Source organism: Bacillus aerius (assembly GCF_029894105.1).
GTDB classification, from domain to species: Bacteria; Bacillota; Bacilli; order Bacillales; family Bacillaceae; genus Bacillus; species Bacillus altitudinis.
This window is the reverse complement of sequence record NZ_JARYHO010000001.1, coordinates 1205428-1228419: the sequence shown is the minus strand read 5'-3', so window position 1 is coordinate 1228419 and position 22992 is coordinate 1205428. Positions and strand designations below refer to the sequence as shown.

The window sequence follows — 22992 nt, the reverse complement described above, 5'->3', positions numbered from 1 at the left end:
TAAAAAAAGATGCAGCTTTTTGCCGCATCTCTTTCATTACATCACATCAACTTCTTGTTAAATATGGCTTCCTATATCTAAAAACTCAGCTACAAAAAGGTTGTCTGTCTGCTCTGTCATTTCTTTTTTTGTGCCGATTTTTTCGATTCTGCCCTCATTCATCACTACAACACGATCAGCGATATCAAACGCTTCTTCTTGATCATGCGTCACAAAGATGGTCGTCATTTGAAAGTCTTGATGAACTTTTTTCAGCCAATGTCTTAATTCTTTTCTCACCTTTGAATCTAGTGCACCAAAAGGTTCATCTAAGAGAAGAGCTTTCGGTTTAACGGCTAGAGCACGTGCGAGTGCTACACGTTGCTTTTGTCCACCTGACAGCTGCTCTGGATAACGGTGTTCATACTGCGTTAATTGAACAACTTTCAGCAGCTCATGCACTCGCTCTTTGATGTCTTTTTTAGGCAGCCTTTCTCCTCTAGGTTTCATCTTCAATCCATAAGCCACATTATCAAATACCGTCATATTTTGAAAAAGCGCATATTGCTGAAAGACAAAACCAATTTGCCGTTTTCGCACTGGAATGTAAGTATAATCCTGTTCTCCAAATAAGATCTGTCCAGTATTCGCATCATCAAGCCCTGCAATAATTCTTAATAAAGTCGTCTTACCTGACCCAGACGGTCCAAGTAAGGAAATCAATTCCCCATTTCCGATCGTCAAATCCACGTTTTGCAAAACCTTCGTCTGCCCAAATTGCTTTGATATTTGTTTCACTGTAATCCCCAAGGCTGATCCCTCCATTTATTTTGAACGCTTGCCAAGCCTATGATCTCTCTGCTGAATGATCTGCTTGATGATTAATGTGATGACTGCAACAAACGCCATGAGAGAGGCCACGGCAAAAGCCGCTTGGAATTGATACTCGTTGTATAGAATTTCTATATGAAGCGGCATCGTATTCGTCATTCCGCGGATATGACCGGATACAACCGACACTGCACCAAATTCACCAATTGCCCTAGCCCCTGCTAAAATGGCGCCGTAAAAAAGGGCCCATTTTATATTTGGAAGTGTCACAAGGAAAAAGGTCTTCCACCCACTGGCACCAAGCGTAAGCGATGCTTCTTCCTCATGAATGCCTTCATTTTGCATAAACGGAATTAACTCTCTCGCAACAAAAGGAAATGTCACAAAGATCGTCGCAAGAATCATCCCCGGTACAGAGTAAATCACTTTCCATCCATTTGCTAAAAGCCACGGTCCTAAAAGTCCATTTGAACCAAATAAAAGTACAAATACAAGTCCTGCAATGACAGGTGACACCGCAAACGGAAGATCAATGACAGTTGTTAACAAACGTTTTCCCGGGAAATGAAATTTTGTGATGAGCCAAGCAGCACTGATCCCAAAAATCATTTGAAGCGGCAATGTGATCATCACAATGAAAACAGTCAATTTAATTGCCGCAAGCGTGTCTGGATGTGAGATGGCAAGAAGATAAGAACTCCATCCTTTCTCAAAAGCCTTTGAAAACACAGCAATCAACGGCATGAGTAAAAACAAAATCAAAAAAGCATACACCACACTAATCAACATACGCTTCACCGCTTTTGATTCCGTCACAGGACTCCTGTACTTGATGCGGTGCTCTTTAAGAAGCTCCCTTTCCAATCGTCTCACCTCACTTCCACTTGTTTTTTCCGCTCGACAAACCACTGCAATCCGTGAATCAATAACAAAATGACAAATGATAAGAGCAGCATGAAACAAGCAATGGCTGCGGCACCTTGATAATCATACTGCTCAAGCTTAGACATGATCATCAGTGGTGTAATCTCTGTTTTAAACGGAATATTTCCCGCTATAAACACAACGGAGCCATATTCACCGAGTGCTCTTGCAAATGCAAGAGAAAATCCAGTCATTACCGCTGGAAACAAGGCAGGCAGCAGTACATGAAAAAAGGTCTGTTTTCTTGTAGCACCAAGTATGGCTGCGGCCTCTTCCACTTCCTGCTCAAGCCCCTCAATGACCGGTTGAACTGTTCTTATGACAAATGGAATGCCAATAAAAATCAGTGCCAAAATAATCCCGAGCGGGGTGTATGCCACCTTCACATGCAAAAATTGCCCAATCCACCCATTCGGAGAATAAAGAGTCGTCAAAGCGATGCCAGCCACTGCCGTTGGAAGAGCAAACGGCAAATCGATGAGGGCATCCAGGATGTTCTTTCCTGGAAACGAGTACCGCGTGAGAACCCATGCGATCAGTACACCGAAACCTGCATTGATGAGTGCAGCTGCAAAAGAAGTCGTAACCGTAAGCTGCAGCGACTTTAGCACCCGCGCATCACTAAAGACATTCCAAATTCCTTCTGCTCCTAATGAAGCCGTCCAAATAAATACCATAGATAAAGGAATCACGACAATCGCACTGACATAAACAAGTGTCACTCCGAGACTCAGCCCGAATCCAGGCAATACACGTTTTCTTTTATTGGCGGCAGCATAGCCTTTCTTCATCACGTCGCCCCCTATTTTTGTCCGCTATATATTTGATCAAATAATCCGCCATCATCAAAAAATCTTTTCTGCGCCTTTCGCCATCCGCCAAATGCCTGATCAATGGTCACCATATCAATCTCTTTAAATTGATCTTTATATTTGTTTAGCACTTCTTGATTTCTTGGGCGATAATAGTTTTTAGCCGCAATTTCCTGTCCTTTTTTAGAATACAAATAATCTAAATAAGCCTTTGCCACTTTCTCTGTTCCTTTTCGTTTCACATTTTGGTCGACAACAGCAACGGGCGGCTCTGCTAGAATACTAATGGAGGGACTGACAATCTCAAATTTTTCTTTGCCTAATTCATGCAGTGTTAAATAGGCTTCATTTTCCCAAGCAATTAACACGTCACCAAGACCGCGCTCGACAAAAGTTGTTGTGGCGCCACGAGCACCTGAATCGAGCACCTCGACATGCTCATATAACTTTTTCACAAAATCCTTCGTTTTTTCTTCATCCCCATGAAAGGTTTTATCGGCATATGCCCATGCGGCTAAATAATTCCATCTTGCACCGCCTGACGTTTTTGGATTTGGTGTGATGATAGATACACCCGGCTGAATCAAGTCATCCCAGTCTTTAATTTTTTTGGGGTTTCCTTTCTTCACAAGAAACACAATAGTAGACGTATAAGGTGTGGACTGATTCGGAAATTCTTTTTGCCAATCCTTTGAAAGTAGCCCTCGATCTGCAATGGCATCAATGTCGTACCCAAGAGCAAGTGTAGCCACGTCTGCTTCGAGTCCATCAATAATCGATCTCCCCTGCTTACCTGACCCTCCATGAGACTGCTGCATCGTCACATCCTCACCGGTTTTGTCTTTCCAATAAGTCTGAAAGGCTTGATTGTATTCCTGATACAATTCACGTGTAGGATCGTATGACACATTCAACAGCTCAACCTTTCCCTTTTGATTTGAGGCTTCATTCGCATTTGAGCATGCAGCACTTGTGATGATGAAAAGTGTCATCGCAATAGAAATCCATATCCATTTTTTCATGTTATCCGCTCCCTTTCACATTGAATAGTGACACCAACCTTGCCGTTTTCAGTTCTATACGCAAAAAAGGCCCTCAGCGATTGAAGTACAAAAAAGTCCTGTACGTCAATGCCAAGAGCCTTCGGTTGTCCGATCAGCTATGTATGATTGATGTTAGTCTATATATTATTCAAACTATTCACAGGTGTCAACTGTGTTTTTATTTTAATGAAAACTAAAAAGAAACGCCTTCTTGATGAGGCGCTTCTTTTCCCGGGAAATGCTATTGATCTGCAGCTACCTTTAGATTGACACCTACAGCAGTTCCATTTCTCGTTGAATCAGCTACTCCAGTAAATGTCCCTGCTTTTCGATCAATCAGTAAAGCTTGCACATTCCCTATATCAATAGGGGAACTGCCAAACTGGTGACCCATATCATTTAACTTTGTTCTTACATCTAGAGGGACACCTACTTCATAACGATACGAAGTTAAGCTGTTTGTGTAGATTCTTGGCTCTTCTACCGCATCCTGAAGCTCCATGTCATATTCAAGTAAATTGAGAATCGTCTGTGAAACAGAAGCAATGATCGTCGTTCCACCAGGAGACCCAACAGTCATGACAGGCTCTCCATCTTTAAAAATGATCGTCGGGGTCATACTTGATAATGGACGTTTATTGGGCTGGACTTCATTTGCCCCGCCAGGTCTTGCATCAAAATCAGTCAGTTCATTATTTAAGAAAAATCCATACTCTGGAACAAGAATCCCTGTACCAAATAATTGTTCAATGGTAGTGGTAAATGACACAACATTTCCCCACTGATCTGCAACAGTAAAATGGGTCGTCTCACCAATGGTTTTATCTTCTGGCTGAGGAACAATTGGGGATGGATTTTTCTCATCCTCATATGCCCAAGGATCTCCTTCTTTCGGGCTGCGATTCATTTGATCTAATTGAATGAGAGAGGCTCTTTCTGAAATGTAATCATCGTCTAGTAGTCCTTTTAGTGGAACATCTACGAATTCGGGGTCGCCGGCATATGCGGCTCTGTCAGCATAGGAGAGGTGCATTGTTTCAGCAAGCAGCTGATATTTTTCGAATGATTTGGGGTCATACTGAGACAGGTTAAAATGGTCAAGTATTTTGAGAATTTGTAGCATAAACACCCCGCCTGAGCTTGGTGGAGGCATGCTTGCAAGCTGATATCCTTTATAGTCTCCCCAGATTGGCTTGTCAGTCTTGACTTCATAACGTTTGATATCTTTTGAAGTCATCGTCCCGCCAAAATCTTGAACTGTATTTGCAAGTGCCTTCGCTACTTTTCCTTCATAAAATGCTTTGCTTCCTTTTTTCGCAATGAGTTTAAATGTTTTTGCAAGACCTGGCTGGACAAGCAGATCTCCTTCTTCGAGCGGCTGATCATTTGGAAGAAAAATTGGCGCTGCGGCCGTGTTTTTCAATTTTCCTTGGTGATCATCAATCGCTTTTGCCAAGACAGAATCAATTTCAAAACCATCTTCTGCAAGTTGAATGGAGGGCTCAATCAATTCCTTCATAGAACGAGTACCCCACTTATCTAATGCAGCTTCAAGACCTTTTACAGTCCCTGGAACACCTACCGCATTTCCATGTGTAGATCGCTCAGCAAACGGAATCACTTTCCCATCATCTGTTAAAAACATGTCAGGTGTTGCGCCCTGTGGTGCTCGCTCTCTGCTATTGATGATGGATGTTTCCTTTGTCTTCCCATCATAAACCATCATAAATCCGCCACCGCCAATTCCAGACATCATTGGCTCTGTTACGTTAAGTGCGTACTGGATGGCAACAGCCGCATCCACTGCGTTCCCACCTTTTTTCAATACGTCAGCACCAATCTCCGATGCAAGCGGATGTGCAGTAGCCACCATACCATCTTTGCCAACAGCTACTTTATTCCCATGAGTTTCGTTTGCAGTGACTTGGCTGACCGGCAGGAAAAACGAGAAAACAAACAGACATATGGACAAAACAGTTAGAGAAATGCGTTTCATGAACAACACCCCTTCCATATTCTTACTTTGACCTTACCGACTTCTTGACCAGAATACAATAGATTATTCTAAAATTTCAAAATTTTTCATTCTATCATCCTATATCTGCCAAACAAAACACATGTTTTCAAAACATATGACATGCACATCTTGTAGTAATAAAGACATACGTTTTCCAAGTTTGAAACTTCACGATATAATAAACTCATAACAAAGGGGGAAAAAGAATGAACCACAAAAGCACTTTATTTTGGGAATCTTATTGGGAAGAAAAATCAGAAAAAACTCCTGATCACGCCTCTGTTTCTGCTTGGGCATTTGGTGCAAATCCAGATCACTTGCTTGACCTTGTACAACAAGGAAAAAAAACAGCCACTTGTTCTGGATACCTTTTTTACGAAAAAGAACAAGAGCCTCTTCCAAAACCCGGTCAATATGCGGTCATTTTGGACAGCCAAGAGGAACCAAAAGCCATCATAGAGATCACACAAGTAGATATCATGCCAATGAATGAAGTTCCTGAATCATTTGCAAAAGCAGAAGGTGAAGGCGATCTTTCATATGACTATTGGTACAAAGAACATGAAGAATTTTTCACAGAAGCCCTTAAGCCGTACGGATTAACATTTAAGGAAGATATGCTTCTTGTTTGTGAGCGATTTAAGCTTGTTTATTCAGCTTCTTAACTTTTAAGCGGTGCCAAAAATGGTCCGCTTTTTTGCTTTCTTTTCCCCTTTCTGAAAAAGGTGAGTTGAGATCACATCTTTAGGTCAGAATAAGATCAAATAGAAAAAGTGAAGAAATTTTCGACTACACCTGTTTTTTTTCGACAAAAGAATATATAATTATTTGATGTGTGCATTGTCTCATTTATACAATGGAGGGTTTTTACATGTTAAAAAGGAAAAAAGACAAGTTTTCCGTCTTGTTAACGGAAATTGCTAAAAATTTAGATGAAACTGCTGAGTATTTTGTTAGCTATAAAGTAACAAATCAAACCACTCTGAAAGAATTTTCTGACACATTGAAGGAATATGAGACAAAAGGTGATAATCATGTTCATACCATGATTAAAGAGCTGAACAAAGCCTTTATTACACCGATTGAACGTGAAGACATTCTTCAATTGACGAATAGCCTCGACGATGTTTTAGACGGCATTGAGCATTTTTCAGCAACTTTAGAAATTTATTCAATTACAAGCTCTGACGAACATATCGACAAATTCAGCCACTACATCAGAGAATGTGCGAAAGAAATTTTAACGACTATTGAATTACTGGCTGATAATCGCTTGAAAGATATTCATCCGCACGCAATCAAAATTAAAGAGATTGAGCATAATTGTGACAATCTTCACCGCAAATCACTAAAGAACTTGTTTGGAAAAGAAACAGATCCAATTAAGGTCATTCAATACAAAGAAATTTACGAAACACTTGAAGAAATCGCAGATTCCTGTCAAAGTGTTGCCAACAATCTAGAAACAATCATTATGAAGAATGCGTAACGGGGTTAGTTAAACATGGATACTTTACTCATCCTTACCATACTTATTGTCATTTGTGCACTTGCTTTTGATTTCATTAACGGATTCCACGATACAGCAAATGCCATTGCTACTTCTGTTTCAACAAAGGCGTTAAAGCCAAGACATGCTATTATTATGGCAGCGTTTATGAACTTCTTAGGAGCAATGACATTTACAGGTGTGGCAAAGTCCATTACAAAAGACATCGCAGATCCTTTTACACTTCAAAACGGATCTGTCGTCATTTTGGCTGCTTTAATTGCAGCCATTACTTGGAACTTGCTTACTTGGTATTACGGGATTCCGAGTAGTTCTTCACACGCACTGATCGGATCAATTGCAGGAGCTGTTATTGCCTCTGCTGGTTTTGGCGCTTTAAACTATTCGGGATTCATTAAAATCATTCAAGCACTATTGCTTTCACCTATCCTGGCTTTTGTTTTGGGATATATCGTGTATACCATTATCAAAATTATATTCCGAAACAACAATCTCGCAAAAACAAATAAACAATTTCGACGTGTTCAAATTTTAACGGCTGCACTGCAATCGTATACCCACGGAACAAACGATGCGCAAAAAGCGATGGGAATTATTACGATGGCTTTAATTGCAGGTAATTTGCATACAACAGACGACATTCCTTTCTGGGTACAATTCTCTTGTGCGCTTGCAATGGGACTAGGTACGTCTATTGGCGGCTGGAAGATTATTAAAACAGTCGGCGGTAAAATCATGAAGATTCGTCCAGTAAACGGAGTATCTGCAGACTTAACGGGTGCAGCTATTATCTTCGGTGCAACATTTATTCACTTACCGGTTAGTACCACTCACGTGATCTCATCTTCTATTCTAGGTGTAGGATCTGCACATAGAGTAAAAGGAGTCAACTGGGGTACGGCAAAACGTATGCTTGTCACTTGGGTGATCACATTACCGATTTCGGGAACTCTAGGGGCACTTATATACTTTGTGTTAAATGCGATTCTTTAATTTCAAAGACCTGTCTAACAGGTCTTTTTTTATTTGTGTTTGGATTCTCAAATGCTCTTTTTCTGCAAGCCATTTTTTCATGAAGCAGGGTTTCCAATCATATCCATAGAAATAAAGTAAGTATCCATCTGTCTATGGGAGAGAAGAACATGCTATTATTTTTTCAATTGACTGTTTGGTTATTGCTAGGTGCTCTTGCTGTATATGTATTTGCGGTATGGCGCTTTGAACAAAAAGTAAAAGAAAAGATGTTTGCGATTCGTAAAACGTGGTATTGGATTTATGTAGCGGGTGCTGTTGTGTACTGGACAAATGACCCTGCTTCAATCTTCACCGATTGGATGCACTACCTGATTATTGCTGTTTTTTTCGCATTAACTGATGCCTTTATTTTCCTCAGCTCCTATATTAAAAAACTCGGAAATCATGAACTTGAAACCGACACCCATCAACTCCTAGAACAAAATAACGACCTGCTTCATTCTTACCTCAATAAACTAAAAACGTACCAATACCTATTGAAAAACGAACCGATCCATGTATATTATGGAAGTATAGAAGCTTATATAGAGGGAATTGAACGACTGATCTATTCTTTTGCAGAAAAAATGAATATTCAAGCAGTTCTTTGTCCTTATGATACGCAGGAGCAAAAAGATGACCTGCTGCGGACACTTGATCAGAGAGCGCTCATTCAAGCAAAGCTTGACAGGCAGGAAGTGTATTACGATGATTTCGGCAAATTGGTTCTCATCCCGTTTTCAGTAGCGGATGCACACTTTGTGATTAAGCTGACCTCTGAGGAAATTGTCACTGAATTCGACTATTTATTAATGACTTCACTTACAACGATTTATGACCTAATCTTGCCTGACGAAGAGGAAGGTGATGAAGATGGAACACGCACTTCAAGGGGATAATAACAATCGCAAGAAAAACCCATTTAAGATTTTAAAGAAAAAGCGCCATATTAGTATGGCTGATTACAAAGTAAGTCCCCATACGGAGCGTATTTTCAAAAAGAATGAACAGCTCCTAGATGAGTATAAAAATAAAAAAGCTTGATTACACTAAAGGACGCGGAACTTCATCCGCGTCCTACTTCCGTTTTCACATCTACTTGCATACAATAAAACCAACTGCTGCAACGATTGAGGTGCCAATATGAAAAAGAAACTTAAACAATTGAGGTATGTTCAGTTTGCTGAATTTAAGCCATCCCCTTATGTCTGCCGATTACACGAAAAAAGTGTAGCCGTCATTCAAGCGGCCAAAAAGAAAGACTCACTGATTTAATAGTTGAAGCAACTTCACTTTTGTTTTAGGACCGTATACTCCATCACTTGTTAGACCATTCATCAGTTGAAATCGCGCGACGGCATTGGCTGTTTTTTCCCCATAAACGCCATCAATGCCCTTATCTACAGCTGTTTTGTCAGGATAAAAATACACAGCAGCAAGCGCTTTTTGGACGAGACGTACATGCTCCCCCTTTGTCAGAGGTGATGTCACCTTTAACACCCCATCTGGCAGTTCATAACTGAGCTTTTCTTCTGCATGATAAATCTTGAGAACTTGTCCAACTCGAATCATGTTCGGGTCACTAATCTGATTCCATGTCTGTAAATCACTCACTGTGACACCATGGGCTTTGGCAATACTCGTTAGCGTATCCCCGCTTTTCACCACATATGTGATAACCGTTTCCGGATCACCTGCAGTCTCAATTCCTCTTTTAAATTCATCCCATGTAGCTAGCAGCAGACGTGGACATGTTTTTCCTGACCAATGCTGATGCGTCACCACATTTGCTAATGGAATGCCATGTTCTTTTAAAAGCTTTTGAATAAGCCACTGGGCATGTTTGACAGCTTGTTGAAAGTTTCCATCCTCATTTTCACAAATTTCAATGCCAATCGATTTTCGGTTGCCATCTCCATGTCCATCCCCAGCATGCCATCCATTTTCATTTAAAGGGAGATGCTGAAAAATTTCCTTGTCATCCACTGTAAAGTGCCAGCTTACCTCTGTTGTTGAGCGTTTGACATATGCCGCGTGACTTTTTGCGTCAGCTCCCTTAGATGTATTGGCTGTGTTATGCACAGTTACATAAAGCGGCGCCATAGCATATCCTGGCCGATTTCCGTTTCCAACTGGAATAAAATCTTGATAAATTTGTACCATGTTTTGCACTCCTTTTTGTTAAATTGATGTTTGATCTTGCTCATCAATCGGTGGCAAACGTAAGACAAATTTGTTTGTTTTCGTCATAAGACTATGGTAAAATTTGAATTCAATCGCCGTTTTATCTTTGTAAAAAATAAAAAATTAGAATAAGAAACAGGAAAAACTTCCAATTTTCTTTGATTTTATGTTAAAATTGTTAAAAACAAGCCGATATAAGAAGTAAGCGATAGCTTTATTAGCCATTTAGTCCTATATGGACTTTTCTTTTACGGCAAAAATAGAACATACGTTTGTATGGAGGTTTTGACATGACTTATTTTTTAACCCATTTAGAAGAAGATATTAAACGGTTATACACTCAACTGCAAATAAGCGGTCCTGCCTATGTAGACATGCATAGGATCGCAGCTGAATTTCATGTATGGGTACACTACGAGGATACTGGCAGCATGATGATCAAACATCAAGGTCTTTACAGTATTATTTTAAACAGAGCCTTATCGTCAGAAGAACAGTGGCAGGATTTCGCCCACGAGCTTTGTCATGTGCTAAAGCATACAGGCAACCACTTTAACATGCACAAGCTCTTTCGAGAACTGCAAGAGTTTCAAGCAAAACAATTCATGTATCACTTTTGTGTTCCGACTTTTATGCTGCTGCAAATGACGCTCCCAAACCTTAGGCAGCAAGCCATTTTGCATATTGCTCAAACATTTCATGTCACTCGGGATTTTGCTGAAAAACGGCTTGCTCTATTTGAACAGCGAAGAGCCGGCATTCAATTTCAAAAAGAATTCACTTCTTATTTAATGAGAGCAGGCAAGGTCGCAGAAAATGAAGCTGCGTATCAAACAAAAGCGTCTGCACACGTGACGTCAGAAGTTTATTCATAAAGGCTTAACACTTGTTTCAGTACATTTGTGTATTGATAAAATTGTTCGGTTTGTGTATCACGCCTACGGCTCCTCCTAAAGTCTTGAAAGAAAGCTCTTCTCTGAGCTTGGCTAATTTCAATTTGAACACTTTTTCCTGTGAGGCATTGATTATTAATATTTTGAGGATGTGTTCCAGCAAATTGATCCGATTCAGATAAAAGTAAGGCATGGAAGCCATTTTGTGTGAGATACTTCACTGTTTCAGCAGCTTTTTCCCTGTCGGTACCGCCAACTAAAGTTTGTAGGACGTCTGTTTCTCCATAGCCGTGGAGTGCAAACGTATAATGATGTGTATGCACTTGAGAAAGACAAATCGGCTCATCAAAACGTGTGCTCGTAATATGAAGAACATGATTGCCTTTCACTTTAAGGCCCTCGAATAAATACATAGAATAATCGGTTGCTACTTCATGGACCAGCTCGCTCACGCCAGATTCAATTCCTCCCGCATGAGGTGACAGGACGAGAAGCTGATCCCCTTTCCGCTGATGAAGAATTTGATAGTCGATCCCTTTTCTTTCATGAGCGGAAAGCTCTTCATAATTTTGATACGTATCTATGATTTGATTCATTCCATCTGCCCCATTTCTCTATATGAGCATAAGTCTACTGATCGCAAATTCTTTTGTAAAGTGTTTTCGAATAACCAGTGTGATCTGAACGCATCCTTAAATTTTCCTTATCTTTACGGGCTAACTGTTGAATGTTGAGAAAAAATGACCGATAATTGAAATGAATAGAACTTTTGGACTATATGAATCTTTTTGTATTCTCTCTCATATATTAGAATATTGCGATCTACACCTGGAGGAATTCATGTTTAAAAAGAAAACCACCATCATCCTTGCCATCTTATGTCTTAGCTTCGCCGGAATTATTTACTGGAAATGCTTCTCTCTTCAAGGCGTGTCTCACGGAACATTCATCCGCTCGATATCATCACCTGATGGAACCTATACCATTAACACATATCGACATAGCGGAGGAAAACTAAAAGAGAATGCGGTCAGAGCAGAAATTGAAAACAAACTCACCCATCACAAAAAAACAATCTACTGGAAGTACCCTGATAAAGATCCTCTGATCAAATGGGAAAATGCACAGCTCGTTCAAATTGGACATGAGTTTTTAAATGTGGTCAAAGGTGAAACATACGATTATCGCTTTGATCAGAAAAACAGAAAATAACGAGCCAACAAAAAACGAACCCTTTTTGGATTCGTTTTTTACGTTAACATCACCTTTTGCATAAATTCTTTCATTTCTTTGCTAACCGTCGTCAACCGATCTACAATTTCACTAAACTCCGTCACTAATAAAGCTTGTTCTGAAGATGACCCTTTCATATGGCCCATACTCTCAAGTAATGTATGTATATTAGAGGAAATCCCTTGCAATGAGCTTTCTATGTTTTCTGTTGCACGTGAGGTTTCGCTTGAGAGCTTTTGAACCTCGCTCGCTACCACACTAAAACCCGCTCCCTCTTTCCCTGCCCTGGCCGCTTCAATTGAAGCATTCAATCCTAGCAAACTTGTTTGCTTAGAGATACCTTTGATCATTTTTGTAATATCTGAAGTTTTTTCGAACTTTCAAGTGTTTGCTGTGTTTGGAATGTCATTTCCTCACTTGTCGCAGAGAGCTCTTCTGAATGAGCCGCCACCACATGTACTTTTTCTTGAATACTTTGAATGATGTCGTTCAATGACTCCATATACGCCTCAAGTTCTATTTGATTTTTAAGTGGAAAACCTAAAGCGATTGCACCAATGACTTGTTGATTTTCATCGAAAATCGGCAATCCCATTGCATTTAAAGGCGTCCCATACACCGATTCAGGTACAAATGTACTTGATGTTTCGCCTCTAAGCGCATTTTTCATATTCTGATCATCTGGTTTAATGGGATCTCCTGTCCGTATTTGAAAATCCACATCTTTTGATGGCAAATACAGCAAGAATTTTTCTCGATCAATGACACCCATCGTCACTTCATCTTTTAAAATCTTCATCATATATGGTGCTGCGGTTACAATACTCTGTAGTATATCCATTCCCTCTACCCCCTTAATGTATTTATCGGTCATTCCTCTTAAATTTGATTATTATTTTTTAAAAATAATGATCAAGATTGAAGTTTTTTTCATATTTACGAGTAAAAAGTATGCCAATTCCTTTCTATATTCAAAAAAACGAGAATTTGCTATACTTAGAAAATCAACATATGATGAAATGGTCATGTAACCATTTTATATATTCACTGGAGGCGCATGTTGTGACACAACCCACGAAGTATGAGCGGGCGATCGTCATCGGAGGCGGAATAACGGGAATGCTCGCTGCAAAGGTTTTATCAAGTTTTTACCTTGAAGTATTGATCATTGAAAAGGACGAATTGCCAGACGCTCCTGAAAATCGTTTTGGCACGCCTCAAGCTTTTCATCCACATAGAATGTTGCCACTAGGCAAACAAATAGTGGATCGTCTATTTCCTGGTTATACAAAAGAATTACTCGAAATGGGCGGGTACAACACATGGCATCAGACATCTCGATTTATGACAAAAGATGGCGAGTTAGTACTCACCGATACTGAAGAAACAGCTGTCACACGACGTGCCATGCTAGAGTGGGTGCTGATGCAAAGAATGTTACGTGAGGATCGTGTTCAATTTTTAGAAAAACATGAAGCGATCGCTCTTCTTTTTGAAGAAGAAACGACTCAAGTGAGTGGATTACAGGTCAAAGATCGGAGGATAAAGCATGGAATCATCAACAAAATGAGTGCGGACTTAGTCATTGATACGTCTGGAAGAATGTCTAAATTGCCAAAATGGCTGAAAAGCGCAGGACGAACCTTGCCGCAGACAGATGAGCTAATCGTCTCTCTTGGCTATAGCACAAGATACTACCAAATACCACCTGAGGCACCGAATCTGGAACCAATGGTCATCGTTGGACAACCGAATAAGCAAATTCCAACAGGACTGTTTGAACGAGTAGATCATGATTTAGTAGCGGTTCTTCTCTCAGCAGCTGGCGGCTCTCATTATCCAACAACGGACGCTGATCAGTTTGATGAAGAGACCACTAGGCTGACCAATCCCTCGATAGCAGAAGCCATCACTCATTTAATTCCCTATACGAAACCAAAAGGATTTAGAGTTCCGGCTTGTGTCAGAAACCACTATGAACAAATGGAAGATTGGCCAAGCGGCTTATTGGTCATGGGTGATGCCTTATGCACATTAGATCCAATACATGGTCAAGGAATGACAAAGGCCGCTCTTGAGGCACAGACACTTGAGCGTATGCTCAAACAAGCACAAGAAGATGGGCTTATTTCTTTTGAACGGCATACCTTACAACAAATGCAGCATGCCAATAAGCTTGGCTGGTGGCTCTGTGCAATTGCAGATATGGCATGGGAAGGCGTCGAGTTAAAAGGAACCCCCATTTCCCATCTGACATTTGTACAAGAATTTTTCAATTATTATGTACAATATGCCGTTCAAACAAAACAACCTAAATGCCTTGAGGCGTATCATCGTATGCATTCATTCTTAATAGAACCGAGAAAAATCATCAACCTAGAGCAGCTGCAAGACATGATTCAAGCTGACTCCACTGGTGAGGTCCGCAACTGGTGGCAGAGGTGGGATCAAAAGAATGATGAATTAAATCGAGCTTTCTTCTATGAAGCTGTTCCAGATTTTCAATTACATCTGTTGCTAAAATCAACATAAAAAAAGCCCCTCAAAGGGGGCTTTTAATTAACGTAATAATTGAAGTACGTTTTGTGGCTGTTGGTTCGCTTGTGCAAGCATTGCTTGAGAAGCTTGAGAAAGAATGTTGTTCTTTGTGAACTCACTCATTTCTTTCGCCATATCAACGTCACGAATACGAGACTCAGCAGCTGTTAAGTTTTCAGCAGAAGCGCTAAGGTTGTTGATTGTGTGCTCTAGACGGTTTTGGACTGCACCAAGCTTAGACCGCTGAGCAGACACTTGCTTAATAGCTGTTTCAATAATACCAAGTTGTGCATCAAATCCAGCAGCTTCCTCGCCATCTTCACCACTTGCACTAATAAATTTTGTCACATCGATTCCAGCAACAGAACCGGCTCCATCTTCACCTTCAGCCGTCCCATCTGTACCTAAAACTGAAGCACCCATGTTTTCGATGTTAAGTGTAATTTGTTGTGTTGCGTTTGCACCGATTTGGAATACAAGGCTTTGTGCCTCACCACCGTCATCAGCACCCTTAGACGAATAAGTTCCATCTAATAATTTCTTCCCGTTAAACTCTGTACGAGTAGAAATACTTGTAATCTCATCTTGCAAGTTTGAAATTTCATCTTGAATGGATGCCAAATCCTCTTCCTGCTGTGTACCTGTGTTCCCAGCTTGAACAACAAGCTCACGAATACGTTGAAGTATCGCATGAGATTCAGTCAATGCGCCTTCAGCCGTTTGAATAAGAGAGATACCATCTTGAGAGTTTTTAGTAGCCATTTCTAGACCACGGATTTGACTTCTCATTTTTTCAGAGATCGCAAGACCTGCTGCGTCATCCCCTGCGCGATTAATGCGAAGACCAGAAGAAAGTTTCTCCATGTTCTTTTGGCTTGAACCGTTGTTAGTAGAAAGACGATTCAATGTGTTAAGTGCTGCGATATTGTGGTTAATTCTCATATTAAATGACCTCCATGTGTTTGAACCAATTAGACATCCATGTCTAAAAGTTCTAAATTAGAATTTTTCTGTAAGCCTTACAATCCATTTATCGAACTTTAATGGAATATGTTTAACAAAAAAGGAATAAATGAGGGAAAAGTCTCATTCAATATGATCGTTTCGCTAGAGTATGCCAAATTTAAAGGTCGTTTTTCATGATTTATCAGAGGGATTAAAGAATCATACGTGAAGAGAAGGAGAAAAAGAGAGGAAAAAAGAGCATAAAAAAAAGCCCCATTAAGGGGCCTTTCATTAACGTAGTAATTGAAGTACGTTTTGTGGCTGTTGGTTCGCTTGTGCAAGCATAGCTTGAGAAGCTTGAGAAAGAATGTTGTTCTTAGTGAACTCACTCATTTCTTTCGCCATGTCAACGTCACGGATACGAGACTCAGCAGCTGTTAAGTTTTCACCAGAAGCACCAAGGTTGTTGATTGTGTGCTCTAGACGGTTTTGAACAGCTCCAAGTTTAGAACGTTGATCTGAAACTTGTTTAATAGCGCCATCAACGATGTCTAATTGTTGATCAAATGTAAGAGTTGGTGTAGCAGCAGTAAATTGTGTTACATCAAGGTCAGATACAGCTTGACCAGTTACAAGTGCGCCAGATGCATCAGTAGCACCTAGAGCATCAGAAGACATTGCTTCGATGTTAACATCTAATTTTTGTGCTTTGTTTGCACCAATTTGGAAAGTTAGAGTAGCTGTACCGTCAGCGAAATCGCCATTCAACAATTTTTTACCGTTAAATTCTGTACGGTCAGAGATACCATTCTTGTTAGATCCGTTACCAATTTCTTGGACAAGGTTATTAATCTCTTCTTGAATTGCACCAAGATCTGTATCATCTTGTGTACCAGTGTTTCCAGCTTGAACAACAAGCTCACGAACACGTTGAAGGATTGAGTGAGTTTCAGTCAATGCACCTTCAGCGATTTGGATAAGAGAGATACCGTCTTGTGCGTTTTTAGAAGCCATTTCTAAACCGCGGATTTGTCCACGCATTTTTTCAGAGATTGCAAGACCTGCTGCGTCATCTCCTGCACGGTTGATTTTAAGACCAGAAGAAAGTTTCTCCATGTTCTTTTGGCTCGCACCGTTGTTTGCAGACAAACGGTTTAATGTGTTAAGTGCTGCGATATTGTGGTTAATTCTCATTTCCTATTACCTCCATGTATGTGGGACCTGACAGACGTCCTTGTCTGAAAAAAGTCCTTTATTCTAGGGCTTATCAACCCTGACAATTCTATTATCGGACGTGGTTATGGGATGTTTAGCATATTTTTAAAAAAATATCTTATTTTTTATGATATTCATCCTAATTTTAACAATAATGTAAAATATAAAAAGCTGCTAATCTATTATCAGCAGCTTTCATTTTATTAATATTGCTTGATATCAAACATTAAGATATTTTGGTACACCACGTAATCTTTCTTACTTGTGAAAGGTCCTTTATTGTGTTCATCATTGATCTCATAAAAGTTCATTCCGATTCCAAAGCTTCTTTCTTTATACCAATTAAGAAAATCGTTGATTTCTTTCATTGAGAGCAGATAATCTTTTTGTAACCCATTAATCATGGTAATGGAAAGTATACCTTTCGCAGTTTCTTCTCCTGGTTTTGTTCCATCTTGGTCTTTCGGCTCTTCTGTTGTGCCGTCACCTGGCTTTGTTCCGTCTTGATCTTTCGGTTCTTCGGTTGTATCATCACCTGGATTTGTCTCGTCCTGATCTTTCGGTTCTTCTGTTGTGCCATCACCTGGATTTGTCCCGTCCTGATCTTTCGGTTCTTCTGTTGTATCATCACCTGGCTGTGTCCCATCTTGATCCTTTGGGTCTTCTGCTATCCCATCATCCGGCTTTGTTTCATCCTCAGTCACTTGTAAGTCTTTTAATGAAATAGAAATCACGGATCTGTAATCACTTTTCACAGAAAGATGTCTCATAGATTCCGAATAGTTACGTCCGCCAATGACATACAATTGGTCATCAACAATTGCTGCGACAGCTGATACTCTACCTTCTGGTAAATCATATGCTGAATTTTTAAATTGGCCATCTTTTGGATTGAAAATCTGAACTTTGTTTACCATATTTTTTGAACTATCACCATATAATTGCCCACCAATAATAAAGAACTTGCCGTTGTAAGTTTCATAGGAGGGTTCATATGTATAAGATGTTAACTGAACATCAATTAATCTCTTCCAAGTATCTGTTGAAATATCATACTGAAACAAATACTTTTCTCTACTATGCCCTATCGAATTTTCGCCACCTGCAACATATATTTTTCCCTCAATTGCAGAAATGGCTCTCCCATTCCGAGATGGCAAACCCGATGAGTTCAAGCTCTTCCATTCACCAGAGACTGTATTGTATTCATAGACATTATTCTTATATGAGTTTTTTGAAGATACAATATATATCTTCTCTTTCACTGCAACTGCTTGTAAAGTTCCTTTACTATAAGCTGAAAAAACCGGCTCTCTTGGAATTCGAATCGGCTCTTCAGCCCACTGATCAAGTTCTGCATCATAAATATCTATAGTGTTATAAGCTACTCCTGTCTCTTCATTAATTCCACCTATTAAATAGATTTTTTTACCTACAGTAGCGTAAGTACCGCCTGTTCTATTTCTTGGCATACTGGCTTTCTCTTCCCAAACATCTTTTTTTGGATCATACATAAATGTTTGGTTATTCAACTTATTTTTTTCACTTGCTCCACCAAATACATAAATTTTCCCATCAACGACTCCCACACCAGCATTAATACGTTCTTCTGGTAAATCAGCTCGTTTCGTCCATCCAATTGAATTTTCTGCATTTGCTTTAAATGGACTAAGAGTACTCATTAATAGGAGTACCGTGATAAATAATAAAAACCGTTTTTTCATTTTCTATTCCTCCAACTCGTTATGTTCCCTCCTTTTATCGTGCTATTTTTTACAAAGTTTACAATTTAAAGAAGTTTTAAATAAAACTTTATATACATTCAAAATGTTGTGGGCTAGAGATGCGGCCTAAGCATTACCTTTTCATAATCGCTTCTTCATCTTTCAACTGAATCATAAGTGAGGATTGAATATATAATAAATTGATAATACGTCGTGCCATTTCTGAGGGAGATGCATTGTAGTCATTTCTGATCCATTCAATGATAAAACCAAAGATGCCATATGAACGATATTGGACAAAATAACTGTCGTTGATTTCTGCATACTGATCACTCACAAACGACATTCTATTTTGGAAAATATATTGTATTTTCTTAAGCAATTGTTCTTGTATGTGGGGAATTCGGTCTCCCATCACTAATAAATCATAATAGTCGCGATTTTCAACGATATATTGAAATACATCGGTGCCCTCTGGTTTCATGCGAGTTAAATCCAACAGTGGATTTTCACGAGTCGGCTTACAAAATTCATATTCGAAATCGACCATTTCCCGGTGAATAACATCTGCTGCTAATTCATCTTTACTTTCATAATGCACATAAAACGTCGTCCGATTATAGTTTGCCTTTTCCACAATATCCTTCACTTTTACGTGCGAATATCCTTTTTCTTTTACTAGTATTTTGAATGTTTGACGAAGTGTTTCTTTTGTTCGCTCAACACGGCGATCCTCTTTTTTGATCATGGGCCCCTCCTTTAGACACTTTTTAATAAATGTTGATTAGATATACATAAATTTATTTGTGTTGAAAACCTATACAAAAAAGATTTTTTGCTGATTGAAACGGAAAATCTTTCGTCCTACAATCAACTTAGTCATAAAGAAATGAATTTTTTGTGACATTTGATCTAACCTTTCTTCAGAATATCATACTATACAAAAAGTGAGGGCACATGATATGGAAATTCAAGCGATGGTCACAACAAATGAAAAAGATTTCGAGAAACAAACACTATTACTAGATGATCCAAAAGCAGATGAAGTGCTTGTCAAAATCGTTGCATCTGGCGTTTGTCATACGGATGCCACAGTATTAGATGGTACGCTTCCTGTCCCACGTCCTGCTTTATTAGGACATGAAGGCTCTGGCATTGTCGTAAAAGCAGGTTCTAATGTCACAACCGTTCAAGAAGGAGACCACGTTGTACTTGGTTTCGCTTATTGCGGTCATTGCCACAATTGTCTTGACGGGAACGCTGGTGGATGTGAAAACATGATTCCACTGAATTTTTCTGGTCGTAATAAACATAATGAAACGCCTATCCATACACATGATCATCAAGATGTATCACAATTTTTTGGTCAATCGTCATTTGGTACATATGCAACGGTTGATGAGAAAAATGTAGTGAAAGTAGACAAAGAAACTGATTTACGTTACTTAGGACCATTCGGTTGCGGCTTAATGACTGGGAGCGGTACTGTCTTAAATTCACTTGCTCCAGCTCCAGGTACAAGCATTGTTGTGTTTGGTACAGGTGCTGTTGGTTTAAGTGGGTTAATGGCAGCAAAAATTGCAGGCTGTGATCCGATTATTGCCGTTGATATCCATGATAGCCGCCTTGAGCTAGCAAAAGAATTAGGTGCAACACATGTCATCAACAGTAAACATGAGAACCCAGCTGAAAAAGTGAAGGAAATCACAGAAGGAAAAGGGGCACATTACTCATTTGAAACAACTGGAGTACCAGAAGTCACGCTAGCTGCCCTTCACTGCCTGCGTGTCAAAGGAACTTGTGCAACAGTAGCAGTAGGAAAGCGCGATTTAACGTTTAATGTGACCAATGATCTCATGCTCAATGCGCTCACGTTAAAAGGTGTGATAGAAGGCGATGCCGTTCCTCAACTATTCATTCCTAAACTAGTCAAGTTCTTTAAAAATGGACAATTCCCAGTTGAGAAACTAGCAAAATTCTACGAATTAGAAGAGATTGAACAAGCTTTTGAAGATTCTAAAAATGGATCTACGATTAAACCAATTCTTATTTTAGATAAAGAGTATCGAGCTTAAGCCGAAATAAGACGTGAAACTCAAAATCCCCCTTTATAAAGGGGGATTTTTGCAATTTCATGCTGTCCTTACCTTCACACATACATCACCGGCGTCGATATTTTAATAATCTTCCCGCCTCGACGATAAAACCTTGGAACACGGCGGCTTAATGTTGCAATGACTTCATAGTTAATCGTATTGAGCATTTCAGCAATTTCATCAACAGAAATTTCTCCGCCCTTTTGACGGCCATAAATGACGACTTCCTCGCCTTGCTTTGCTTTCATCTCTCCTAAGCTGATCATCGTCATATCCATTGTGACTCGGCCCGCAATTGGCATTCGTTCTCCGCGGAAAAGCATAAACCCTCGATTGGATAAAGCACGTGAGTACCCATCTGCATAACCAATCGGTATGGTCGCAATAACTTCATCAGGCTTTGCCACATAGGTTGCCCCATAGCTGACCGTCCTAGGTTTTGTGACCATTTCTTTTACAAAAGCAATTCTTGCCTTTAAGCTTAGTGCTGGTTCCAATTGAACAGCGTCTAAGCTTTGAATATATTGCGATGGATACAATCCATAAAGTCCGATACCAAGCCGGATCATATCGGCACTAAATTCAGGAAACGCAATCGAAGCAGCTGTATTGTTCATATGTACGGTCGGCAGTTTGATCCCTTCTTCTTTCAAAAACCGAAGAAAATCAATGAAGATGCTGTGCTGCAGCAACGTGAAATCAGGGTCAGGCTCATCCGCAGTGGAGAAATGCGTAAATATTCCATCCCACCTCAGGTTTTCACTCTTTTCAAGCGCCTTCACCACCGCTAACAGCTCTTCCTTTGTCCGTACACCTAATCGCCCCATCCCTGTGTCAACATTGACATGAATCCCAAGCCGGCGCTGGCTTTCTTCTTCCGCTAAGATCTCATTTGCTTGAGCAATCCAATCTTCACGAAGGCCAGATAGATCAATTCTCCAGGCTGCGGCCCTTTTCACACAGTCGAGCGGTGTAAATCCAAGAACCAAAATCGGCGCTTCAATTTTTGCTCTTCGCAGCACAATGCCTTCCTCTAAGCTAGCAACTGCGAGCTCCGTCGCACCGCTTTCTAGTGCCTGCCGCGCTACCTCCACTGAACCGTGTCCATAAGCATTCGCCTTCACGACAGCCATGATCTTACTTTTTCTTGGAATATGCGCTTGAATCGCTTCGATATTCCTTTTTATCGCATCAAGATTGACTTCGATCCAGACTTCCCGGCAGAGTTTTTTCATTTATCGTTCCTCCTCACAAAATGAGTGATTCTTATATCATTGTTCACTTTAACGTCTAGTCTATCTTTATTCATTTTTGAGTAAAACATTCAACCACAATGACCGTATCTCGACTTTGTTTTAGGCTGTTTATTAATATAAGAAAAAACATCACCCAGCAAAAGGCTGAATGATGTTTTTTCTTATTTGAGGATAACATTTTCTGTACGTCTTCAAATGAGAATGGAGTTAGCAATTTCATTGCATAAATCGATGATTCCCCTGGAAATCCCCCCTTGATTTAATACCAATGCATCCCAGCTATTAGGTTTATTAACACATGGCCGAAAATCTTTTATATTTAACCAGTGAACGTTACACTTTCAATTTTGTTCACATCTATCAAACTAGTTGCAGTACCCCCACCCGATGTTGGGTCATTAAAAAATACAATGCCCGTCGTTTGGTCATAAGTAACCCGGTCCATACAAATAACCTGAATCACCGACGATATCGAGAGCAGTACCTGGTGTAAGTCCGGCAAAAAGTCCATTAAATTTAGATGAACTTGTGGTAGGTGATTGGTTATGACCAAAACCTACACTTTGCGAGATGTTTAAACCAAGAGCCGATAAATCCTGTGTTATATTTACCACGATAATGCCTCCTTCTCTCTAATTTAATCTTGTATTCTGTACAGTCTATTCTCATCGAAATTTTTTGAATGAGCTTATAGTGGAGTTTTATGAAGAAAAATGAGACGCGGAGGACTTTTTCATAAATAACAGTACGGTTTTCCAATCGATTTCATACGCAAAAC

General features: G+C 39.8%; 23 protein-coding genes and 1 pseudogene. 10 read left to right on the top strand and 14 right to left on the bottom strand.

What is annotated here, in order from left to right:
• Positions 1–57: 57 nt before the first annotated feature.
• From M2353_RS06310 to ggt, 5 genes are all read right to left on the bottom strand, one after another.
• Positions 58–789 carry a sulfate/molybdate ABC transporter ATP-binding protein gene (locus M2353_RS06310; RefSeq protein WP_284725149.1) on the bottom strand — a complete coding sequence of 244 codons (732 nt, stop codon included), beginning with the start codon at positions 787–789 and terminating at the stop codon, positions 58–60.
• A 15-nt stretch (positions 790–804) separates the two neighbouring features.
• A complete protein-coding gene (cysW, locus tag M2353_RS06305; RefSeq protein ID WP_052320227.1) occupies positions 805–1674 on the bottom strand; it encodes a sulfate ABC transporter permease subunit CysW in 870 nt (289 codons plus the stop codon).
• A gap of 5 nt (positions 1675–1679) precedes the next feature.
• A complete protein-coding gene (cysT, locus tag M2353_RS06300; protein ID WP_019743464.1) occupies positions 1680–2525 on the bottom strand; it encodes a sulfate ABC transporter permease subunit CysT in 846 nt (281 codons plus the stop codon).
• Positions 2526–2536: 11 nt separating this feature from the next.
• On the bottom strand, positions 2537–3568 hold the full coding sequence (locus M2353_RS06295) for a sulfate ABC transporter substrate-binding protein (protein WP_284725148.1): 1032 nt from the start codon (positions 3566–3568) through the stop codon (positions 2537–2539).
• 262 nt (positions 3569–3830) lie between these two features.
• Complete coding sequence (gene ggt / locus M2353_RS06290; RefSeq protein WP_034647714.1) at positions 3831–5585, bottom strand: gamma-glutamyltransferase; 1755 nt, start codon at positions 5583–5585, stop codon at positions 3831–3833.
• Positions 5586–5812: 227 nt separating this feature from the next.
• Between ggt and M2353_RS06285 the strand changes: the two genes are divergently transcribed.
• From M2353_RS06285 to M2353_RS06260, 6 genes are all read left to right on the top strand, one after another.
• Entirely contained in the window at positions 5813–6271 is a 459-nt protein-coding gene (locus M2353_RS06285) for an ASCH domain-containing protein (RefSeq protein ID WP_073414248.1), read from the top strand.
• A 206-nt stretch (positions 6272–6477) separates the two neighbouring features.
• Positions 6478–7095, top strand: coding sequence for a DUF47 domain-containing protein (locus M2353_RS06280; RefSeq protein ID WP_017359157.1), 618 nt, complete (start codon positions 6478–6480; stop codon positions 7093–7095).
• Positions 7096–7110: 15 nt separating this feature from the next.
• Positions 7111–8109, top strand: coding sequence for an inorganic phosphate transporter (locus M2353_RS06275; RefSeq protein WP_017359158.1), 999 nt, complete (start codon positions 7111–7113; stop codon positions 8107–8109).
• A 149-nt stretch (positions 8110–8258) separates the two neighbouring features.
• Positions 8259–9029 (top strand): type II toxin-antitoxin system SpoIISA family toxin, encoded by a 771-nt coding sequence (locus M2353_RS06270; protein WP_017359599.1) that lies wholly within the window; start codon positions 8259–8261, stop codon positions 9027–9029.
• Positions 8998–9174 (top strand): type II toxin-antitoxin system SpoIISB family antitoxin, encoded by a 177-nt coding sequence (locus M2353_RS06265; protein WP_008346289.1) that lies wholly within the window; start codon positions 8998–9000, stop codon positions 9172–9174. The genes M2353_RS06270 and M2353_RS06265 overlap by 32 nt, the downstream gene beginning before the upstream one ends.
• A 99-nt stretch (positions 9175–9273) precedes the next feature.
• A complete protein-coding gene (locus M2353_RS06260) occupies positions 9274–9405 on the top strand; it encodes a hypothetical protein (protein WP_256734188.1) in 132 nt (43 codons plus the stop codon).
• Here the strand turns inward: M2353_RS06260 and M2353_RS06255 are convergent.
• Positions 9394–10293 (bottom strand): N-acetylmuramoyl-L-alanine amidase, encoded by a 900-nt coding sequence (locus M2353_RS06255; RefSeq protein WP_284725147.1) that lies wholly within the window; start codon positions 10291–10293, stop codon positions 9394–9396. The two genes, M2353_RS06260 and M2353_RS06255, sit on opposite strands and share 12 nt — an antisense overlap.
• 311 nt (positions 10294–10604) lie before the next feature.
• Here M2353_RS06255 and M2353_RS06250 point away from each other — a divergent pair, with 311 nt between their 5' ends.
• Complete coding sequence (locus M2353_RS06250) at positions 10605–11189, top strand: ImmA/IrrE family metallo-endopeptidase (protein WP_041507425.1); 585 nt, start codon at positions 10605–10607, stop codon at positions 11187–11189.
• Here the strand turns inward: M2353_RS06250 and M2353_RS06245 are convergent.
• Positions 11180–11803: a poly-gamma-glutamate hydrolase family protein gene (locus M2353_RS06245; protein WP_024719586.1), complete on the bottom strand. Its 624-nt coding sequence runs from the start codon at positions 11801–11803 to the stop codon at positions 11180–11182. The two genes, M2353_RS06250 and M2353_RS06245, sit on opposite strands and share 10 nt — an antisense overlap.
• Before the next feature lie 244 nt (positions 11804–12047).
• Here M2353_RS06245 and M2353_RS06240 point away from each other — a divergent pair, with 244 nt between their 5' ends.
• A complete protein-coding gene (locus M2353_RS06240; protein WP_017359605.1) occupies positions 12048–12419 on the top strand; it encodes a DUF5412 domain-containing protein in 372 nt (123 codons plus the stop codon).
• A gap of 38 nt (positions 12420–12457) precedes the next feature.
• Here the strand turns inward: M2353_RS06240 and M2353_RS20205 are convergent.
• Positions 12458–13281 (bottom strand): annotated as a pseudogene (locus M2353_RS20205) (methyl-accepting chemotaxis protein).
• 221 nt (positions 13282–13502) lie between these two features.
• On the opposite strand from M2353_RS20205, the gene M2353_RS06225 reads away from it, so the two are divergent.
• Positions 13503–14972, top strand: coding sequence for an NAD(P)/FAD-dependent oxidoreductase (locus tag M2353_RS06225; RefSeq protein WP_284725144.1), 1470 nt, complete (start codon positions 13503–13505; stop codon positions 14970–14972).
• A gap of 27 nt (positions 14973–14999) precedes the next feature.
• Here M2353_RS06225 and hag (M2353_RS06220) read toward each other — a convergent pair whose 3' ends face one another.
• From hag (M2353_RS06220) to M2353_RS06205, 4 genes are all read right to left on the bottom strand, one after another.
• Positions 15000–15920: a flagellin Hag gene (hag, locus tag M2353_RS06220; RefSeq protein WP_041092274.1), complete on the bottom strand. Its 921-nt coding sequence runs from the start codon at positions 15918–15920 to the stop codon at positions 15000–15002.
• Positions 15921–16214: 294 nt separating this feature from the next.
• Entirely contained in the window at positions 16215–17117 is a 903-nt protein-coding gene (gene hag / locus M2353_RS06215) for a flagellin Hag (RefSeq protein ID WP_058337454.1), read from the bottom strand.
• Between the two features lie 224 nt (positions 17118–17341).
• The gene (locus tag M2353_RS06210; RefSeq protein ID WP_284725143.1) at positions 17342–18862 is read right to left on the bottom strand and encodes a Kelch repeat-containing protein; all 1521 of its coding nucleotides are present in this window, start codon (positions 18860–18862) and stop codon (positions 17342–17344) included.
• 133 nt (positions 18863–18995) lie between these two features.
• Positions 18996–19610: a TetR/AcrR family transcriptional regulator gene (locus tag M2353_RS06205; RefSeq protein ID WP_284725142.1), complete on the bottom strand. Its 615-nt coding sequence runs from the start codon at positions 19608–19610 to the stop codon at positions 18996–18998.
• Positions 19611–19824: 214 nt separating this feature from the next.
• On the opposite strand from M2353_RS06205, the gene M2353_RS06200 reads away from it, so the two are divergent.
• Positions 19825–20937: an NAD(P)-dependent alcohol dehydrogenase gene (locus tag M2353_RS06200; RefSeq protein ID WP_058337457.1), complete on the top strand. Its 1113-nt coding sequence runs from the start codon at positions 19825–19827 to the stop codon at positions 20935–20937.
• 74 nt (positions 20938–21011) lie between these two features.
• On the opposite strand, the gene alr is transcribed toward M2353_RS06200, so the two are convergent.
• Positions 21012–22193, bottom strand: a complete 1182-nt coding sequence (alr, locus tag M2353_RS06195) for an alanine racemase (RefSeq protein WP_284725141.1) — start codon at positions 22191–22193, stop codon at positions 21012–21014.
• A gap of 446 nt (positions 22194–22639) precedes the next feature.
• Positions 22640–22828, bottom strand: a complete 189-nt coding sequence (locus M2353_RS06190; RefSeq protein ID WP_284725140.1) for a hypothetical protein — start codon at positions 22826–22828, stop codon at positions 22640–22642.
• Positions 22829–22992 lie beyond the last annotated feature (164 nt).

Bases quoted from the DNA above. Each gene is read 5' to 3' on its own strand.
- M2353_RS06210 (WP_284725143.1), bottom strand. From the start codon at position 18,862: ATGAAAAAACGGTTTTTATTATTTATCACGGTACTCCTATTAATGAGT.
- M2353_RS06240 (WP_017359605.1), top strand. From the start codon at position 12,048: ATGTTTAAAAAGAAAACCACCATCATCCTTGCCATCTTATGTCTTAGC.
- cysT (WP_019743464.1), bottom strand. From the start codon at position 2,525: ATGAAGAAAGGCTATGCTGCCGCCAATAAAAGAAAACGTGTATTGCCT.
- M2353_RS06205 (WP_284725142.1), bottom strand. From the start codon at position 19,610: ATGATCAAAAAAGAGGATCGCCGTGTTGAGCGAACAAAAGAAACACTT.
- M2353_RS06260 (WP_256734188.1), top strand. From the start codon at position 9,274: ATGAAAAAGAAACTTAAACAATTGAGGTATGTTCAGTTTGCTGAATTT.
- M2353_RS06275 (WP_017359158.1), top strand. From the start codon at position 7,111: ATGGATACTTTACTCATCCTTACCATACTTATTGTCATTTGTGCACTT.
- M2353_RS06285 (WP_073414248.1), top strand. From the start codon at position 5,813: ATGAACCACAAAAGCACTTTATTTTGGGAATCTTATTGGGAAGAAAAA.
- M2353_RS06270 (WP_017359599.1), top strand. From the start codon at position 8,259: ATGCTATTATTTTTTCAATTGACTGTTTGGTTATTGCTAGGTGCTCTT.
- M2353_RS06280 (WP_017359157.1), top strand. From the start codon at position 6,478: ATGTTAAAAAGGAAAAAAGACAAGTTTTCCGTCTTGTTAACGGAAATT.
- hag (WP_041092274.1), bottom strand. From the start codon at position 15,920: ATGAGAATTAACCACAATATCGCAGCACTTAACACATTGAATCGTCTT.
- M2353_RS06200 (WP_058337457.1), top strand. From the start codon at position 19,825: ATGGAAATTCAAGCGATGGTCACAACAAATGAAAAAGATTTCGAGAAA.
- M2353_RS06265 (WP_008346289.1), top strand. From the start codon at position 8,998: ATGAAGATGGAACACGCACTTCAAGGGGATAATAACAATCGCAAGAAA.
- M2353_RS06245 (WP_024719586.1), bottom strand. From the start codon at position 11,803: ATGAATCAAATCATAGATACGTATCAAAATTATGAAGAGCTTTCCGCT.
- M2353_RS06255 (WP_284725147.1), bottom strand. From the start codon at position 10,293: ATGGTACAAATTTATCAAGATTTTATTCCAGTTGGAAACGGAAATCGG.
- hag (WP_058337454.1), bottom strand. From the start codon at position 17,117: ATGAGAATTAACCACAATATCGCAGCACTTAACACATTAAACCGTTTG.
- M2353_RS06250 (WP_041507425.1), top strand. From the start codon at position 10,605: ATGACTTATTTTTTAACCCATTTAGAAGAAGATATTAAACGGTTATAC.
- M2353_RS06295 (WP_284725148.1), bottom strand. From the start codon at position 3,568: ATGAAAAAATGGATATGGATTTCTATTGCGATGACACTTTTCATCATC.
- ggt (WP_034647714.1), bottom strand. From the start codon at position 5,585: ATGAAACGCATTTCTCTAACTGTTTTGTCCATATGTCTGTTTGTTTTC.
- alr (WP_284725141.1), bottom strand. From the start codon at position 22,193: ATGAAAAAACTCTGCCGGGAAGTCTGGATCGAAGTCAATCTTGATGCG.